The organism is Rhodoferax sp. GW822-FHT02D07 (assembly GCF_058802405.1).
In genome coordinates this window covers 124393-142407 of record NZ_JBXAOD010000007.1, presented here as the reverse complement: position 1 = coordinate 142407, position 18015 = coordinate 124393, and the positions used below count along the sequence as shown (strand labels likewise).

Annotated in this window: 16 protein-coding genes, 2 tRNA genes and 3 rRNA genes; 2 read left to right on the top strand and 19 right to left on the bottom strand. The window is 56.6% G+C overall.

The window, feature by feature from the left end:
- Positions 1-95 precede the first annotated feature (95 nt).
- From rrf to AC1RNN_RS15950, 12 genes are all read right to left on the bottom strand, one after another.
- Positions 96-208 (bottom strand): 5S ribosomal RNA (gene rrf, locus AC1RNN_RS16005).
- A gap of 144 nt (positions 209-352) precedes the next feature.
- Positions 353-3230: ribosomal RNA gene (locus tag AC1RNN_RS16000) — 23S ribosomal RNA — on the bottom strand.
- Between the two features lie 364 nt (positions 3231-3594).
- Positions 3595-3670, bottom strand: a tRNA-Ala gene (locus AC1RNN_RS15995).
- Positions 3671-3694: 24 nt separating this feature from the next.
- Positions 3695-3771: transfer RNA gene (locus AC1RNN_RS15990), tRNA-Ile, on the bottom strand.
- 96 nt (positions 3772-3867) lie between these two features.
- Positions 3868-5402 (bottom strand): 16S ribosomal RNA (locus AC1RNN_RS15985).
- Together the 16S, 23S and 5S rRNA genes with 2 tRNA genes alongside form the textbook arrangement of a ribosomal RNA operon.
- Before the next feature lie 333 nt (positions 5403-5735).
- Positions 5736-6815 (bottom strand): protein-glutamate methylesterase/protein-glutamine glutaminase, encoded by a 1080-nt coding sequence (locus AC1RNN_RS15980; protein ID WP_493090151.1) that lies wholly within the window; start codon positions 6813-6815, stop codon positions 5736-5738.
- Positions 6816-6822: 7 nt separating this feature from the next.
- Positions 6823-7530 (bottom strand): chemoreceptor glutamine deamidase CheD, encoded by a 708-nt coding sequence (gene cheD, locus AC1RNN_RS15975; RefSeq protein WP_493090152.1) that lies wholly within the window; start codon positions 7528-7530, stop codon positions 6823-6825.
- 42 nt (positions 7531-7572) lie between these two features.
- On the bottom strand, positions 7573-8418 hold the full coding sequence (locus AC1RNN_RS15970) for a CheR family methyltransferase (RefSeq protein ID WP_493090153.1): 846 nt from the start codon (positions 8416-8418) through the stop codon (positions 7573-7575).
- A 40-nt stretch (positions 8419-8458) separates the two neighbouring features.
- Complete coding sequence (locus AC1RNN_RS15965) at positions 8459-8947, bottom strand: chemotaxis protein CheW (protein ID WP_493090154.1); 489 nt, start codon at positions 8945-8947, stop codon at positions 8459-8461.
- A gap of 31 nt (positions 8948-8978) precedes the next feature.
- Positions 8979-11093: a chemotaxis protein CheA gene (locus tag AC1RNN_RS15960; protein ID WP_493090155.1), complete on the bottom strand. Its 2115-nt coding sequence runs from the start codon at positions 11091-11093 to the stop codon at positions 8979-8981.
- Between the two features lie 42 nt (positions 11094-11135).
- Entirely contained in the window at positions 11136-11498 is a 363-nt protein-coding gene (locus tag AC1RNN_RS15955; RefSeq protein WP_493090156.1) for a response regulator, read from the bottom strand.
- Between the two features lie 39 nt (positions 11499-11537).
- Positions 11538-11981 carry a hypothetical protein gene (locus AC1RNN_RS15950; RefSeq protein WP_493090157.1) on the bottom strand — a complete coding sequence of 148 codons (444 nt, stop codon included), beginning with the start codon at positions 11979-11981 and terminating at the stop codon, positions 11538-11540.
- A gap of 90 nt (positions 11982-12071) precedes the next feature.
- Here AC1RNN_RS15950 and AC1RNN_RS15945 point away from each other — a divergent pair, with 90 nt between their 5' ends.
- A complete protein-coding gene (locus AC1RNN_RS15945; RefSeq protein WP_493137465.1) occupies positions 12072-13229 on the top strand; it encodes a sensor histidine kinase in 1158 nt (385 codons plus the stop codon).
- The gene (locus AC1RNN_RS15940) at positions 13226-13855 is read left to right on the top strand and encodes a response regulator (protein ID WP_493090159.1); all 630 of its coding nucleotides are present in this window, start codon (positions 13226-13228) and stop codon (positions 13853-13855) included. Before AC1RNN_RS15945 ends, AC1RNN_RS15940 begins: the two co-directional genes overlap by 4 nt.
- Here AC1RNN_RS15940 and fliR read toward each other — a convergent pair.
- The 7 genes from fliR to AC1RNN_RS15905 are packed head-to-tail and all read right to left on the bottom strand — an operon-like array spanning position 13852 to position 17978.
- A complete protein-coding gene (gene fliR / locus AC1RNN_RS15935; RefSeq protein ID WP_493090160.1) occupies positions 13852-14619 on the bottom strand; it encodes a flagellar biosynthetic protein FliR in 768 nt (255 codons plus the stop codon). The genes AC1RNN_RS15940 and fliR overlap by 4 nt on opposite strands.
- Before the next feature lie 3 nt (positions 14620-14622).
- Positions 14623-14892, bottom strand: a complete 270-nt coding sequence (gene fliQ / locus AC1RNN_RS15930) for a flagellar biosynthesis protein FliQ (RefSeq protein ID WP_493090161.1) — start codon at positions 14890-14892, stop codon at positions 14623-14625.
- Positions 14893-14903: 11 nt separating this feature from the next.
- Positions 14904-15653, bottom strand: coding sequence for a flagellar type III secretion system pore protein FliP (gene fliP / locus AC1RNN_RS15925; RefSeq protein ID WP_493090162.1), 750 nt, complete (start codon positions 15651-15653; stop codon positions 14904-14906).
- Positions 15653-15931, bottom strand: coding sequence for a flagellar biosynthetic protein FliO (locus tag AC1RNN_RS15920; RefSeq protein ID WP_493090163.1), 279 nt, complete (start codon positions 15929-15931; stop codon positions 15653-15655). Before AC1RNN_RS15920 ends, fliP begins: the two co-directional genes overlap by 1 nt.
- 9 nt (positions 15932-15940) lie before the next feature.
- Positions 15941-16381 carry a flagellar motor switch protein FliN gene (gene fliN / locus AC1RNN_RS15915; RefSeq protein ID WP_493090164.1) on the bottom strand — a complete coding sequence of 147 codons (441 nt, stop codon included), beginning with the start codon at positions 16379-16381 and terminating at the stop codon, positions 15941-15943.
- Positions 16371-17375, bottom strand: a complete 1005-nt coding sequence (gene fliM, locus AC1RNN_RS15910; RefSeq protein ID WP_493090165.1) for a flagellar motor switch protein FliM — start codon at positions 17373-17375, stop codon at positions 16371-16373. Before fliM ends, fliN begins: the two co-directional genes overlap by 11 nt.
- A 33-nt stretch (positions 17376-17408) precedes the next feature.
- Positions 17409-17978 carry a flagellar basal body-associated FliL family protein gene (locus AC1RNN_RS15905; protein ID WP_493090166.1) on the bottom strand — a complete coding sequence of 190 codons (570 nt, stop codon included), beginning with the start codon at positions 17976-17978 and terminating at the stop codon, positions 17409-17411.
- Positions 17979-18015: the final 37 nt, after the last annotated feature.

The following is an 18015-nucleotide window of genomic DNA, read 5'->3' as shown; positions in this document are numbered from 1 at the left end:
GTCAAATCAAACAAAAGAATTTTGCTTTTTTTAGAGTTGCTCGCAGCTCTAAAAAAAACACCCCGCCGAATGACGGGGTGTCTTCACTTGTAATAGCCTGACGATGACCTACTTTCACACGGGGATCCGCACTATCATCGGCGCTGACTCGTTTCACTGTCCTGTTCGGGATGGGAAGGAGTGGTACCAAGTCGCTATGATCGTCAGGCATAACTTGTTGTCACCTTGACTGGGTCAAGGTGACCAATTTATAGAGCTAATCAGCTTGTCTGTTACGACGACCGCCCATTGCTGGGGGCTATTTGAATGCGTCAACTTGGCATAACTTCCTTGATCTGACGATCAAAGTTATAGGGTCAAGCCGCACGAGCAATTAGTATCAGTTAGCTTAACGCATTACTGCGCTTCCACACCTGACCTATCAACGTCCTGGTCTTGAACGACTCTTTAGGGGGCTCAAGGCCCCGGCAGATCTCATCTTGAAACGAGTTTCCCGCTTAGATGCTTTCAGCGGTTATCTCTTCCACACTTAGCTACTCGGCAATGCCACTGGCGTGACAACCGATACACCAGAGGTGTGTCCACTCCGGTCCTCTCGTACTAGGAGCAGGCTTCCTCAAATCTGCAGCGCCCACGGAAGATAGGGACCAAACTGTCTCACGACGTTTTAAACCCAGCTCACGTACCTCTTTAAATGGCGAACAGCCATACCCTTGGGACCGGCTACAGCCCCAGGATGAGATGAGCCGACATCGAGGTGCCAAACACCGCCGTCGATATGAACTCTTGGGCGGTATCAGCCTGTTATCCCCAGAGTACCTTTTATCCGTTGAGCGATGGCCCTTCCATACAGAACCACCGGATCACTATGTCCTGCTTTCGCATCTGCTCGACTTGTCAGTCTCGCAGTTAAGCACGCTTATGCCATTGCACTATCGTCACGATGTCCGACCGTAACTAGCGTACCTTCGAACTCCTCCGTTACGCTTTGGGAGGAGACCGCCCCAGTCAAACTGCCTACCATGCACTGTCCCCGATCCAGATAATGGACCTAGGTTAGAACCTCAAACACACCAGGGTGGTATTTCAACGTTGGCTCCATAAGATCTAGCGACCCTACTTCAAAGCCTCCCACCTATCCTACACAGATCTGTTCAAAGTCCAATACAAAGCTACAGTAAAGGTTCATGGGGTCTTTCCGTCTTTCCGCGGGGAGATTGCATCATCACAAACATTTCAACTTCGCTGAGTCTCGGGAGGAGACAGTGTGGCCATCGTTACGCCATTCGTGCAGGTCGGAACTTACCCGACAAGGAATTTCGCTACCTTAGGACCGTTATAGTTACGGCCGCCGTTTACTGGGACTTCAATCAAGAGCTTGCACCCCATCATTTAATCTTCCAGCACCGGGCAGGCGTCACACCCTATACGTCCACTTTCGTGTTTGCAGAGTGCTGTGTTTTTAATAAACAGTCGCAGCCACCGATTTTTTGCAACCTCATTGGGCTCCATCCGCGAGGGACTTCACCTACTAAAGGCACACCTTCTTCCGAAGTTACGGTGTCAATTTGCCGAGTTCCTTCTCCCGAGTTCTCTCAAGCGCCTTAGAATACTCATCTCGCGCACCAGTGTCGGTTTGCGGTACGGTCGTGTGTAGCTGAAGCTTAGTGGCTTTTCCTGGAAGCAGGGTATCACTCACTTCGGCAGCAAGCTGCCTCGTTATCACTCCTCATCTAAGCCCGGCGGATTTGCCTACCAGGCACGACTACAAGCTTGAACCAACATGTCCAACAGTTGGCTGAGTTAACCTTCTCCGTCCCCACATCGCACTACACATCGGTACAGGAATATTGACCTGTTTCCCATCAGCTACGCATCTCTGCCTCGCCTTAGGGGCCGACTCACTCTACGCCGATGAACGTTGCGTAGAAAACCTTGCGCTTACGGCGAGGGGGCTTTTCACCCCCTTTAACGCTACTCATGTCAGCATTCGCACTTCTGATACCTCCAGCACGCTTTACAACGCACCTTCACAGGCTTACAGAACGCTCTCCTACCACTTGCAATAAATTGCAAATCCGCAGCTTCGGTAACTGGCTTAGCCCCGTTACATCTTCCGCGCAGGACGACTCGATCAGTGAGCTATTACGCTTTCTTTAAATGATGGCTGCTTCTAAGCCAACATCCTGACTGTTTTAGCCTTCCCACTTCGTTTCCCACTTAGCCAATTTTAGGGACCTTAGCTGGCGGTCTGGGTTGTTTCCCTCTTGAGTCCGGACGTTAGCACCCGGTGCTCTGTCTCCCAAGCTGTACTCTGCGGTATTCGGAGTTTGCATTGGTTTGGTAAGTCGCCATGACCCCCTAGCCAAAACAGTGCTCTACCCCCGCAGGTAATACTTGAGGCACTACCTAAATAGTTTTCGGAGAGAACCAGCTATTTCCAAGTTTGTTTAGCCTTTCACCCCTATCCACAGCTCATCCGCTAGTTTTGCAACACTAGTCGGTTCGGACCTCCAGTACCTGTTACGGCACCTTCATCCTGGCCATGGATAGATCACTTGGTTTCGGGTCTACACCCAGCGACTAGACGCCCTATTCGGACTCGATTTCTCTACGGCTTCCCTATTCGGTTAACCTTGCCACTGAATGTAAGTCGCTGACCCATTATACAAAAGGTACGCAGTCACCCTTGCGGGCTCCTACTTTTTGTAAGCATGCGGTTTCAGGATCTATTTCACTCCCCTCCCGGGGTTCTTTTCGCCTTTCCCTCACGGTACTAGTTCACTATCGGTCAATGATGAGTATTTAGCCTTGGAGGATGGTCCCCCCATATTCAGACAGGATTTCTCGTGTCCCGCCCTACTTTTCGCAAGCTCAGTACCACACAGGTCATTTCACGTACGGGGCTATCACCCGCTATGGCCAGCATTTCCAGGCTGTTCCGTTATGTCTTGTGCTATTACTTGCAGGCTTCTCCGATTTCGCTCGCCACTACTTTCGGAATCTCGGTTGATGTCTTTTCCTCGAGCTACTGAGATGTTTCAGTTCACCCGGTTCGCCTCGCATACCTATGTATTCAGTATGCGATACCCCTAAGGGTGGGTTTCCCCATTCGGAAATCTCCGGATCAAAGCTAATTTGCCAGCTCCCCGAAGCTTATCGCAGGCTATCACGTCCTTCGTCGCCTATCATTGCCAAGGCATCCACCACATGCTCTTATTCACTTGACCCTATAACTTTGACGTTTCTTGCGAAACCCCTCGGTCATCTTCAAGGAATATTGCCAGGTCTTTCACCTAGCGCGTTATGCCGTATTCAATTTAACTTGAATAACTCGAATTCAAACGTGAAGTTTGATATTCATTTTGACGCAATCAAATATGTTGCTAACCACTGCTTAAGGCACGGTACGCACTAAACCTTTACGAATGTGCGCTTTCCTTAAACAGCTTTGATTGTTAGCAACGCTGATTAAACTCTATAAATTGTTAAAGAACAGCCGATTGATCAAGAGATCCTGATCAACAACAAAGCAGCCTCTGCATTCCGAAGAATTTGAAGCAGCTTTGGTGTTGACTAATAAGTATCGTTGAATGGTGGAGGATGACGGGATCGAACCGACGACCCCCTGCTTGCAAAGCAGGTGCTCTCCCAGCTGAGCTAATCCCCCAAGGCCAATTGCTATTGGACGGGATGGTGGGTCTGGTTGGTCTCGAACCAACGACCCCCGCCTTATCAAGACGGTGCTCTAACCAACTGAGCTACAGACCCAAGCCGGTCACTTTTGACCAAGCAAGCCTGATCGTTAGCGACAACCTTCCAACAACCGATAAGTGTGAGCGTTCAAATTAAGCTGCAGTTTTCCAGAAAGGAGGTGATCCAGCCGCACCTTCCGATACGGCTACCTTGTTACGACTTCACCCCAGTCACGAACCCTGCCGTGGTAATCGCCCTCCTTACGGTTAGGCTAACTACTTCTGGCAGAACCCGCTCCCATGGTGTGACGGGCGGTGTGTACAAGACCCGGGAACGTATTCACCGCGACATTCTGATCCGCGATTACTAGCGATTCCGACTTCACGCAGTCGAGTTGCAGACTGCGATCCGGACTACGACTGGCTTTATGGGATTAGCTCCCCCTCGCGGGTTGGCAACCCTCTGTACCAGCCATTGTATGACGTGTGTAGCCCCACCTATAAGGGCCATGAGGACTTGACGTCATCCCCACCTTCCTCCGGTTTGTCACCGGCAGTCTCATTAGAGTGCTCAACTGAATGTAGCAACTAATGACAAGGGTTGCGCTCGTTGCGGGACTTAACCCAACATCTCACGACACGAGCTGACGACAGCCATGCAGCACCTGTGTTACGGCTCTCTTTCGAGCACTAAGCCATCTCTGGCGAATTCCGTACATGTCAAAGGTGGGTAAGGTTTTTCGCGTTGCATCGAATTAAACCACATCATCCACCGCTTGTGCGGGTCCCCGTCAATTCCTTTGAGTTTCAACCTTGCGGCCGTACTCCCCAGGCGGTCAACTTCACGCGTTAGCTTCGTTACTGAGTCAGTGAAGACCCAACAACCAGTTGACATCGTTTAGGGCGTGGACTACCAGGGTATCTAATCCTGTTTGCTCCCCACGCTTTCGTGCATGAGCGTCAGTACAGGTCCAGGGGATTGCCTTCGCCATCGGTGTTCCTCCGCATATCTACGCATTTCACTGCTACACGCGGAATTCCATCCCCCTCTACCGTACTCTAGCTATGCAGTCACAAATGCAGGTCCCAGGTTGAGCCCGGGGATTTCACATCTGTCTTACATAACCGCCTGCGCACGCTTTACGCCCAGTAATTCCGATTAACGCTCGCACCCTACGTATTACCGCGGCTGCTGGCACGTAGTTAGCCGGTGCTTATTCTTACGGTACCGTCATTAGCAAACTGTATTAGAGCTCACCGTTTCGTTCCGTACAAAAGCAGTTTACAACCCGAAGGCCTTCATCCTGCACGCGGCATTGCTGGATCAGGCTTGCGCCCATTGTCCAAAATTCCCCACTGCTGCCTCCCGTAGGAGTCTGGACCGTGTCTCAGTTCCAGTGTGGCTGGTCGTCCTCTCAGACCAGCTACAGATCGTCGCCTTGGTGAGCCTTTACCTCACCAACTAGCTAATCTGATATCGGCCGCTCCAATCGCGCGAGGTCTTGCGATCCCCCGCTTTCATCCATAGATCGTATGCGGTATTAGCACAGCTTTCGCTGCGTTATCCCCCACGACTGGGCACGTTCCGATATATTACTCACCCGTTCGCCACTCGCCACCAGGATTGCTCCCGTGCTGCCGTTCGACTTGCATGTGTAAGGCATGCCGCCAGCGTTCAATCTGAGCCAGGATCAAACTCTATAGTTCGATCTTGAATTTTTCGCTCTTTCGAGCAACTCATAAATTGGAATCGACGTGAATATTTTCTTTGACAAAAACATCACATCTTTTTAATTCATGAGCGTTTAAAGTCTTGCGACTTAGTTCCAAAGAACTTGGCAACTACCTTCAAACGCCCACGCTTATCGGCTGTAAATTTTTAATGATCCGAAACAATTTTTACCTTGTTTCGCCTGCCTTGCTGCGATCAGCGAAGCCTTGAATTATGACACACTTTTTAGTGCATCGTCAAATCAAACAAAAGAATTTTTGACTGACCCCACTTGCTGAATCACAAGCGGGGGCGCAGTGTAGCACAGCTTAAACGCGGTATCGGTCTGAACTGCCTTTGAGGCGCTGGAGAAGCGCGGGGGCTATTTCCAACAAGGGAAGGATTTCATCGGCCGCACCACTCAGGATGGCTTCGCGCGGCATGCCAAATACGATACAGCTCGCTTCGTCCTGCACGTAGTTGTAGCTGCCGGCGTCCTTCATTTCCTTCATGGCCCTCGCACCGTCATTGCCCATACCCGTCAGCATGATGCCAAAGGCATTGCGCCCCACCACCTTGGCGGCCGATCGGAATAGCACCTCCACAGAAGGTCGGTGACGATTCACCAACTCGCCCTCTTCCACCACACAGACGTAGTTAGCGCCACTTTTCTCGACACGGAACTGTCGGCCACCCGGCGCAATATAGGCATGACCCGGTAGCACGCGTGTGCCATGGACTGCTTCTTGCACCGTGATCTGGCATAACCCGTTCAGACGCGCAGCAAAGCTCGTCGTGAAACCGGGTGGCATGTGCTGGGTAATCACCACGCCAGGAGAGTCCGCCGGCAGGCGCGTCAGGATTTCCTTAATGGCTTCGGTGCCGCCGGTAGAGGCACCAATGAACACCAGCTTTTCGGTGGAAACCCGCCCGAGTGGAGCAAGCGCCACACCAGTAGACGATGGAGACGACGACGCAGCACCTGCCACGGGTGCCATTCTCTGAACCTTGGCAGACGCCGCTACACGGATTTTGTCAACGATATTGCCTGCCAACTCCTTCATGCCGTCCACTAGGCCAATACGCGGCTTGGCGACAAAGTCAACCGCGCCAAGCTCCAGCGCACGCATGGTGACTTCGGCGCCACGCTCAGTCAGTGTGGAGATCATGACAACCGGCATGGGGCGCAGACGCATGAGCCGACCCAAAAAATCAATGCCGTCCATTTTCGGCATCTCAATGTCGAGCGTGATCACGTCGGGGTTGAGCTCCCGGATCATCTCGCGCGCAATCAAGGGGTCATTGGCCGCGCCAACGCACTCCATATCGGATTGTTTGTTAATGATCTCCGCCAACAGGCTACGCACTAGCGCGGAGTCATCGACTACGACTACACGAATTTTCTTCATTCACAACTCAAAACAAATCAATCGAACCACCCGATGTCGACTTGGCCACCGATGCGGCATTACCACGCCGCTCTTCCACGGCCAGAGTTTCGGGGTGGGAGTGTGCCAAGCGTTTGACCAAAGCCTTGCCACTTACTGGGAAAAAACAGACTTTGCGCGGATGGATGTCCAACACATCCTGCGAAACCACGGGAATGCGCTCGGTAGCGAGGTAATCCAACACAAACTTGGTATTGCGCTCGCCCACGTTCATGGTGGTGAAACCCGCCATGACTTGGGCACCACCAAAAATCTTGGCCTGCATGGTCTCACGTCGTGCGCCGAGCTTGAGCATTTCGTTGATCAGCAACTCCATGGCATAGGAACCATAGCGGCCAGAGCCATCAGCGCCATCGCCATCTGGCAGCATAAAGTGGTTCATGCCCCCAGTACGCGCCTTGCCGTCCCAGATGCAGGCCGCGATGCAAGAGCCCAGCACGGTCATGACGACAAGATCTTCATTGGAGACGTAGTACTCGCCCGGCAACACCTTGACTGCGTCGTACTGGAAGTGATGGTCCGCGTAGAAGAACGACGCTTCACCGGGCTTACGGGGCTGCGCCTTCAGATGGTCGATGCGTGACACGCGCCCATTCGCAAGCGGCTTTCCTGCCAAAGGCAGAGCTGGACTCACACGTACCACACTGGAAGCCGAACCATTGGAGTTTGTAATCATGTGTCGTTGTGTCCAAACAGTTGATCGACCTTCACTACCTGCTCAGCGGCAGCGCTCGTAGACCGTCTTGCCCTTGAGCACAAACAGATCTCGCGAATCGCTGAAATTCTCCGCATGCCCGACAAACAGCAATCCACCGGGCTTCATGACGCGGTGAATTTTCTCCAGCACCCGTCGCTGGGTTGCCGCGTCAAAGTAAATCATCACGTTGCGGCAAAACACCACGTCAAATGGGTCACGAAACGGCCAGTCGTCCTTGATGAGGTTGACGATAAGGAATTCGATAACATTGCGCAGCTCGGGCTTGACGCGGACCAGCCCCGCATTGCCAGCCTTGCCACGCAGAAAGAATTTGCGAACCATCTCCGCCGGCACGCCTTTGAGCCCCTCGGAGCGGTACACGCCCTGCGCCGCTGTCGCCAGAACCTTCGAGTCGATGTCGCTGGCATGCAAAGAGAAGCGGGATTTCCCCAGCGCCTCAGACGCAGTCATCGCGATCGAGTAAGGCTCCTCCCCGGTGGAAGCTGCACTACACCAGATGCGACATTCCGCTGAGCCATGCCGCGCTTTGAGAAAGTCAGTCAGTATCTCGAAGTGATGGTGCTCCCGGAAGAATGAGGTCAGGTTGGTAGTCAGCGCATTGACGAACTCCTGCCACTCAGGACCGTCAGAAGCCTCCAGCCAGCTCAAGTACTCCTTGAAACTGTTGTGCCCTGTGTCGCGCAGACGGCGAGATAGCCGGCTGTAGACCATGGCATGCTTGCCATCGTGCAGGCTGATGCCCGCGCGCTGGTAGATGAGCTTTTGCACATGGTCAAAATCCGAATTCGTCCACGCAAACTCCCGCCCCTGCATATCGCCAGATCCGACGGATGTTTGCAAAGCCATACCAAATAAGCCCTCAGGTCCCGTCCAATGCTGGCGGCAATTACTCCGTGGAGCTGACCAGTCCCATCTCCGGCGCAGACATCAGGCGCTCGATGTCCAGCAGAATCAGCATGCGCTCACCGATGGAGCCCAGCCCCAGCACGGCGGCGCTGTCGATCACACTGTCAATATCGGGCGCGGACTTGAGGTTCTCGGGCGGCAACTCCATGACGTCACTCACTGAATCCACCACGATGCCCACGATGCGGCTGCGCAGGTTGAGCACGATGACCACGGTGAAGGAGTTGTACTCTGCCTTCGAGCAGTTGAACTTCAGGCGCATGTCCACGATGGGAACAATGGTGCCGCGCAGATTCACTACGCCCTTGATGAAATTGGGCGCATTGGCCACCCGGGTCGGGGGTTCGTAGCCACGGATTTCCTGGACCTTGAGGATGTCGATTCCATACTCCTCTTGGTCTAGGCGAAAGGTCAGATATTCCCGTGCACCAGAGGCCGTGAGTTCGTTCAGTTTGTCCATCATTCCCATATTCTTCTCCTGGCAAATCTAGCGTACGTGCTCAGTGGCGCGAACGTCGCACCAAGGCACCCGTGTCCAGAATGAGGGCCACCTTGCCGTCGCCCAGAATGGTGGCGCCCGACACATTGGGCACCTTGCGGTAATTGGACTCAAGGTTCTTCACCACCACCTGCTGTTGGCCCAGCAGCTCGTCGACCAAGAGGGCCACTCGGCTGCCTTCGGCTTCCACCACAACCATGATGTCACTAGAGCGTTCGAAATCGAAGCGCGGTATCTGGAATACCTTCTCCAGTTCGATCACCGGCATATATTCGTCGCGTACCTTCACCAACTGCGAGCCCTGGCCCACGGTGCTCACCGCATCGGCCTTGACCTGGAAGGACTCGACCACAGAGGAAAGAGGCAGGATGTATACCTCTTCGCCCACGCCCACCGACATGCCATCCATGATGGCGAGGGTCAGCGGCAGACGCACTGAGACCTTCATGCCATAGCCCTCGGCAGAATCAATCTCTACCGTTCCGTTGAGGGCAGCAATGTTCTTCTTGACTACGTCCATACCAACGCCACGGCCAGACACATCTGTCACCACTGCCGCAGTGGAAAAGCCCGGGGCAAAGATAAGCTGCCAGACTTCGGCATCGCTCATCTGGTCGGAGACATCCAGCCCCCGCTCTCGCGCTTTGGCCAAAATCTTGGGACGCGAGAGACCACGGCCATCGTCGCGCACCTCAATCACGATGGAGCCGCCCTGGTGCGAAGCCGACAGCGTGATGGTGCCGGTCTCGGACTTGCCGGCGGCAATCCGCTCGGCCGGCATTTCCACGCCATGGTCGCAGCTGTTGCGCACCAGGTGGGTCAGCGGGTCTGTGATCTTTTCCACCAGACCCTTGTCGAGTTCGGTGGCTTCCCCCTGAGTGACAAAGTCCACCTTCTTGCCGAGCTTGCTGGCCAGATCGCGCAGCATTCGCGGGAAGCGGCTGAACACGATGGACATGGGGATCATGCGGATCGACATCACCGACTCTTGCAGGTCACGCGTGTTGCGGTCCAGATCGGCCAAGCCGGTCAGCAGCTGCTGGTAGACAGCGGGGTCCAGCGCACGGCTGTTTTGCGCCAACATGGCCTGGGTAATCACCAGTTCGCCCACCAAGTTAATAAGCTGGTCGACCTTGCTGATGGCCACGCGAATAGTGGCGGCTTCAGGTTGGGCCGCCGCAGCCGCAGAGGCCTTGCCCGCGGCGGCTTTGACCGGCGAATGCTCGGCGGCAACGGGCACAGCAACCACGGCAACTTCCTGCGCGGCGTGGGCCTGGGGCGCACCCGGCGACCCGTCGAAAAATCCAAATCCGGCCGGCTCGGCCGCGACGGCCTCCGGTACAGATGACGCCGACGCCTCCGCACGCTCGGTCACAGAGACCTTTTCCCGGGCTACATGGAAGGCAAACAGGTCGAGTAAGTCGTCATCCGTAGATGCAGTCTCCACGTCAAACACGCGCACATCGGAGCGCGCGCTGGCGGCGGCCTTGATAGTGCCCAAGCCAGGAATATCGCGAAACAGCTCTTGGATGGCATCAGCCTGCTCAGGACGGTCCAGCGGCCCAATGCTGATCTGCAGGGAACGTGCGCCACCGGCGGCGGCCGGCTTAGGTGCTGGTGCGGGAACCACCGGCGCAGCGGCCACAGGTGTGGGCGCTGGTGCCGGTTTGGGTGCAGGCGCCGCAACAGTAGCACCTCCAGCGGCGAGTTCGCTGATACGACGAACCAGATCCGAGGTTTCCAAAGCTTCCCCCTCACCACCGGCCTGGTGGCGAGCCAACAAGCTGCGCGATGCGTCTGCAGATTCCAGCAGCACATCAACCATCGCTGAAGTGGGTTGAAGTTCGTGACGACGCAGACGATCCAACAAGGACTCCATCTGGTGCGTCAACTCCGCAACGTCGGCAAAGCCAAAGGTCGCAGCCCCGCCCTTGACGGAGTGGGCACAGCGAAAAATGCCGTTGAGCTCTTCGTCGTCAGCCGTCTCCAAGTTCAAATTGAGCAGCATCTGCTCCATCTGATCGAGGTTTTCTCCGGCCTCCTCGAAGAAGATTTGATAGAACTGACTGAGGTCAAAGTCCCCGCCAGCCCCGCCTTCAGCATGCGTTTCAGCCATGTGTGTCTCCTGTTTTCTGCGCTCCAACGAAACGCGCTGACCTCAACGAATCACTTTCTTGATGACATCCAGCAAGCGCGCAGGGTCAAAGGGTTTGACCAGCCAGCCCGTCGCTCCGGCTGCTCGCCCAGCCTGCTTCATCAAATCACTGGACTCGGTAGTCAGCATCAGAATGGGCGTGCTCTTGAATTGGGGATGCTCGCGCAGCTTGCGCGTCAGGCCTAAACCGTCCAGACGCGGCATGTTCTGGTCTGTCAGCACCAGATCAAAGGTCTGGGCTTGCGCCTTTTCATACGCATCCTGTCCATCCACAGCCTCCACCACTTGGTAACCGGCGCCGGTCAAAGTAAAGGACACCATTTTCCGCATGGAGGGAGAGTCATCAACGGCAAGAATTAAAGGCATGAAAGACTCCGAAAAATTCCACTAAAAGTGCGATTCAAATCAAAACAACTCAATGGATCCAGCATCCATTTCGTCTTGTGTCACGGGATTGGGGCGCTCAGGCACCTCTTCCACAAAGGGAACGGCATCACCATCCTCACCGCCCATGGACTCTGAAGCCAAGCGGTAGGCGCATCCCTGAAGAATTTTGGAGGTATGGACGATGAGCTGGGAAGCCATGTCCTGAAATTGCAGCTCGGTGACTGCGGCACGCAATGTGCTGCGCGCCTGCTCAAGCTCTAAGGAGTCGGCCAAACCAGGAGAAGCCAAATTGGCACTCGCGGCTGTGAACCGCTCCATGAGGTTTTCCATGGTGTGCGCCAGCAAACCGTCCAGCCGTGTCAAATCGTGCACGACAACCAACAGCGAGTCCTGCACCTCTGCGACCAGCATGACCGGCAGTTGCACGGCTGGAGCAGCAGACGAATTCGGCGAAGGTTCCATCGTTTTTTCCTCTTTGCCTGTCTTTATACCAAGCCGCAACGTCCTTGTGAATCACAAAACCGGGATCTCGCCAGTAGGTTAGCAGGATTCATGCACACTCCGCGCGATTTATGGAGCATGCCTCTAAGTGATTACCATAGAGACACCATGATATCGACAAACCCTGCCACAAACTCCAGCGGGAATGCCGTCCATATTCTCCATCTGGAAGATTCTCCTGTGGATCATCAACTTGCCACCCGGGCCTTGTCCAAGGCCGGGTTGGCGATCCAATGGCAGCGGGTTGAAACGCTGGAGTCATTTGAGCAGGCACTCGCACAGAACACACACCATCTGGTGATCGCGGACTACCGCCTGGGCGGATTCACCGCCATCGACGCGTGGAACTGTGCCACTGACAGCCAAGCAGGCCTTCCGTTCATCCTGCTCTCGGGCACTATTGGTGAGGCTGCGGCAGTGGAGGCTATCCAGTTGGGCATCAGCGATTACCTGCACAAGGATGAAATAACCACCCTGCCCCGTGTCGTGCAGCGTACGCTGCAGCTGCATGCCATCAAACTGGCCAAAGAAAAGGCTGACAAGGAACTAGCCTTATCCGAACAACGTATTTCCGAGCTGGCCGGCTATTTACAAACCGCCATTGAGCGCGAGCGGGCGTCGATTGCACGAGAAATTCATGACGACATAGGCGGAGCACTGGCTGCCATCCGCCTGGACCTTGGCTGGCTGGCCCGTCACACCGAGGATGACCACCAGCGCCAGCACATCGCCACAGCCAATGAAATGGCCATGCACGCAGCCCAAGCCAGCCAGCGCATCATGCGCAATCTGCGCCCGGCCATCCTGGATCAGGGCCTGGTGCCCTCCATCCAGTGGCTGGCCCAGGACTTCGAGAAACGCACCGCTGCCCGGGCCCAGGTATTTGCCAGCTCCGAAAACATGCACCTCTCCCCAGACATCATGCTCAGCGCCTATCGCACCACGCAGGAGGCGCTGACCAACGCATCCAAATACGCCGGCGGCAGTGATGTACGCATCGACATCTCCAACCTGGGCGGCACTTTGACGGTGGAAATCGCCGACACTGGCCCCGGCATCGAGGGCGAGGCGCTCAAGAAACCCCATTCCTACGGCCTGCGCGGCTTGGCCGAGCGCGCCAAGTCGGTGGGTGGATGGCTCGACGTGAGCTCCATCAATCACCAAGGCACAGTCATCACATTGACCGTGCCATTGGAGTCCAGCACATGATCCAGGTGGTTCTCTGCGATGACCACGCCATGATCCGTCGTGGCATACGGGACACGCTGTCCGAGCACGTGGACATGAAGGTGGTAGCCGAATCGGGCAGCTACCCCGAACTCAAGGAGGCGCTGCGCGGCGCTCCGTGCGATGTGCTGATTCTTGACCTGAATCTGCCCGGGCGCGGCGGGCTGGAGATTCTGGCCTCCATCCAGGAAAGTCACCCGGAGATCAAGGTCCTGGTGGTCTCCATGTTCTCCGAAGACCAGTACGCGCTGCGCAGCCTCAAGGCCGGCGCCCACGGCTATCTGAACAAAGCCGGCGACCCAGGCGAACTTGTGGAAGCGGTGAGGGTAGTGGCCAAGGGGCGCCGTTATGTCACCCCCACGGTGTCTGAGATGCTGGTCGACCAGCTTGCAAACCCCAGCGCCGAGTCCCTTCATTCGCGCCTGTCTGAACGCGAACTGCAGACTCTGCTGAAGATTGCCTCCGGAAAACGGCTCAGCGATATTGCAGAGGAACTCATGCTGAGCCCCAAAACGGTCAGCGTCTACCGCGCCCGCCTGCTGGAGAAGCTCAGCCTCAGTAACAATGCGGAGCTGGCCGTCTACGCCATCCGCAACGGCCTCGTTTAAGAACCGGCAAAGACCGCGATCGCCTTTTCCATGAGTGCAATCATGGGCTGGTCCAGCGTGGGCAGGGTCACGGCGATCCCCACAATGCCCACCACCAGGGTGACCGGAAAGCCCACGGCAAAGATATTGATCTGCGGCGCCACGCGCGAGATCACGCCCAGCGCCAGATTGACAAACAGCAGCATGCCCACTACGGGCAGAGAAATCCACAGAGCACTGGCAAACAGGTCAGTGCCTAGGCGATAAAGCTGCATGGAAGCCATGGCCTGCAAAAAATGCGGGCTCACGGGAAAGGCCTCGAAACTCTTGGTCACTGCCATGATGACCATGATGTGGCCGTTGAGCACCACGAACAGCAGCGTCGCCATCTGTCCGTAAAAGCGCGCTACGGCACTGCTTTGCGAGTTCAATGATGGGTCAAAAAAAGCAGCAAAGTTCAATCCCATCTGAAAGCCCACTACCTCGCCAGCCAGTTCCATAGCGGCAAATACCAAGCGCACGGCAAAACCGATGGACAGGCCTATGAGCACCTGCTGCATGACTACGCCCATGGCGTCGGGCGAGGCGATGCTGTAGTCCAACGAAGACGGGATGGTGGCTTGGCAGGCCAGCGCCACCAGCAGGGAGAGCGCGATCTTGACGCGCACGGGAACAGAACGAGATGACAGCACCGGCGCCGAGGTGAACACCGCCAGCACGCGCAGCAAGGGCCACAGAATGGGCGACAACCAAGCCAGTATCTGCGCCTCGGTGAACCCAAACATGGCTTAGACAACAGAGCCCGGAATCGCCTCGATCATGCGGCGTATGTACTCGACCAGCATGGTCAGCATCCAAGGGCCCGCAATCGCAAACACGGCGATCACAGCCACCAGCTTGGGCACAAAGGCCAGCGTGGCTTCATGGATCTGGGTCACCGCCTGGAACAGGCTGACCAGCAGCCCCACCAGCAGGGCCGCGCCCAGCACAGGTGAAGACACCATGAGCAACATCAGCAGGGCTTCTTGCCCCAGAGTCAAAACGGTTTGGGCATTCATGGCGGGGCCCTCTAGGTGACAAAACTGGCGGCCAGGGAGCCTATGAGCAGATTCCAGCCATCGGCCAGCACAAACAGCATGAGCTTGAACGGTAGCGCTACCAGCACCGGCGACAACATCATCATGCCCAGCGACATCAGCACGCTGGCCACCACGATGTCGATGACCAGGAAGGGGATGAAGATCATGAAGCCGATCTGGAAGGCCGACTTGAGCTCGCTGATCACAAAGGCCGGAACCAGCACGCGAAACGGCGCGGTCTCAGCAGTCACATCCGTGGGTAGTTTGGCCAGCTTGGCAAACAACGAGAAGTCCGACTGCCGGGTCTGTTTGACCATGAAGCCGCGCAGCGGCACCTCGGCCTTGACCAGCGCCTGCTCGAAGGAGATCGCGTTGCGCGAATAGGGCTCGTAAGCGTCCGCGTAGATGCGGTCGAACACCGGGCCCATGACAAACAGCGTAAGGAACAGCGAGAGGCCGACAATGACCTGATTGGGCGGAGAAGACTGCGTGCCCAGCGCCTGGCGCAGGAGCGAGAGCACGATCACGATGCGCGTGAAGCTGGTCATCATGAGCAGCACGGCCGGGATAAAGGACAGGGCTGTGAAGAACAGCAGGGTCTGAATCGGGACCGAAAAACTCATCCCGCCCTGACCCGTACCCACCAGCAGCGGCAGTTGGCCCTGGGTTTGCGCAAACGCGGAAGCACCGACCAGACTCAGGGCCAGCAGGCCCCGGCGCACCATTTTGTGCCACCCCATCATGCGCGCGGCGCCTGGCCGGGGGCCGGCGCGGTGTGCAGACAGGTGACCGACTGGGCCGTAACGCCCACGGTGAGCCAAACCCGCTCGTTCTCTGGACCTACCTCCACTGTCACCACGCGCTGCGTGGGGCCCACGGCCACGGCGGAAATAAAGCGGCTTTGGCCATTCAGGGGCAGTGGCCCGTCCACCATACGGTTTCTGAGACGGCGCAACGCCCACGGCAGGGCCGCGAGCAGGGCCAGAAAGGCCCCTATCAAGAGCAGTTGCTGGGTCATGGTCCCAGCTCAGTTCTTGCTGACGCGGCGCAGGCGCTCGGAGGGCGTGACCACATCGGTCAGGCGGATACCGAACTTGTCATTCACCACCACCACCTCGCCCTGCGCGATCAGATAACCGTTCACCAGCACGTCCATGGGCTCGCCGGCGAGTGCGTCGAGTTCCACCACCGAGCCCTGACCCAGCTGCAGGATATGCTTGATCGGCACCTTGGTACGGCCCAGCTCCACCGAGAGCTGAACCGGGATGTCCAGCACCATATTGATGTCGTTGACGGGGCCGTCACCAGAGGCGCCGGCCGTGAAGGGTTTGGGCGCGTCGCCAGAAAGCGGGCCGCCGGACTCGGGCGCCGCTTCCGTGGCCTTTTGCTCCAGCAGGGCCTCGGCCCAGTCCGCCATGCCGTCGTCGGCGGCACCCGCGGTGTCTTCCGGTTTGTCTTCAGATGCCATTTCGTTCTCCCAACCAGTTTTGGTCGTTGCCGCGCAGTGCTTTCTCTATGCGAATGGCGTATTTTGAATTATGAGTGCCGTATTGGCACTCGAAAATCGGCACCCCGTCGACCGTGGCCTGGATGCGTGGCTGGCGTTCGAGCTCGATGAAGTCGCCTTTTTTCATGCCCAGCAGTTGCTCCACGGTCGCGTCGGCGCGTGCCAGTTCTGCCACCATAGTTACTTCGGCGGCCTGAATCTCACGCGTGAGCACATTGACCCAGCGTCGGTCCACCTCGATGGAATCGCCCTGAGTGGACGAGTAGAGCACATCACGGATGGGCTCCAGCGTGGAATAGGGGAAGCTGAAGTGGATGGCGCCCGTGATGTCACCGATTTCGAGCTGGAACGAGGTCGAGATCACGATCTCGCTGGGCGTGGCGATATTGGCGAACTGCGGCTGCATTTCGCTACGCTGGTAGTCCAGCTCCAGCGGGTAAATGCCCTTCCAGGCTTTCTTGTACTCGGTGGTGATGACTTCGACCAAGCGGTTGATCACGCGCTGTTCGGTGGCCGAGAAGTCACGCCCCTCAATACGTGTCTGGAACTTGCCGATACCGCCATACAGCGTATCGATGACACCGAACACCAGCGCCGGCTCGCAGACGATGAGGCCACTGCCGCGCAACGGTCGGATCGCCACGATATTGAAGTTGGTGGGCACCGCCAACTCGCGCAAGAAGGCGCTGTAACGCTGGACGGCCACGGGGCCGACCGAGATTTCGGGGCTGCGGCGGATGAAGTTGAACAGGCCTACGCGCAGATTGCGTGCAAAGCGCTCGTTGACGATTTCCATCGTGGGCATGCGCCCACGCACAATTCTTTCCTGGCTGGAAATGTTGTAGGCGCGCACCTCCCCGTGCTCTGCCGTCTCCTCGACCGTTTTCTGGCTCTCGCCAGTAACGCCTTCCAGGAGCGCATCAACTTCCTCTTGGGAAAGAAACGATTCACTCATAGCTCAGTCCTGTTCACGCCTTTCCAGATGTCTTTACTGCACGATGAAGCTGGAGAACAGCACGCCCACCACGGGGTACTGCACGGGGGGACCACGGCGCTTCTTCTTTTTCGAAGACGCAGAATCCTCTTCCTCATCATCACCGCCGCCAAACGGTACAGCGGCCTCACGCAGAATGTCCTTGGCCAGCTTTTCCTTGCCCTCGGGCTTGAGCAGCTCATCGGCCGTGCGCTGGGAGATCAGTAGCAGGATGCCGCTGCGAATGGTGGGCAGATAGGCCTTCACCGTGTCCGAGGACTTGGCATCCATCACCTCCAGCGTGATACCAATCTGTGCTACGCGCTCACCACCGGGATCGGCCAGATTCACCACCATGGCGTCCAGCGGCAGGTAGGCTGGCGGGACCTTGGGGTCATGCGCCACGGCCACGGGTTTATGTGCGGGCTCCTCACCATCCTCCGTGTTGGCGTGCTGGCGGCTGATCACGAAGAAGGCCACGGCGGCGCCAATCACGAGCACCAGCACCGCCGCCACAATGATGATCAACATCTTCTTGCTCTTGGCGGGCGGGGCGGCATCGGTGGCTTCGGGTTTTGCAGACACGGTGAGATCCTTGGTTCAGAGCTGAGTCAAATTATTG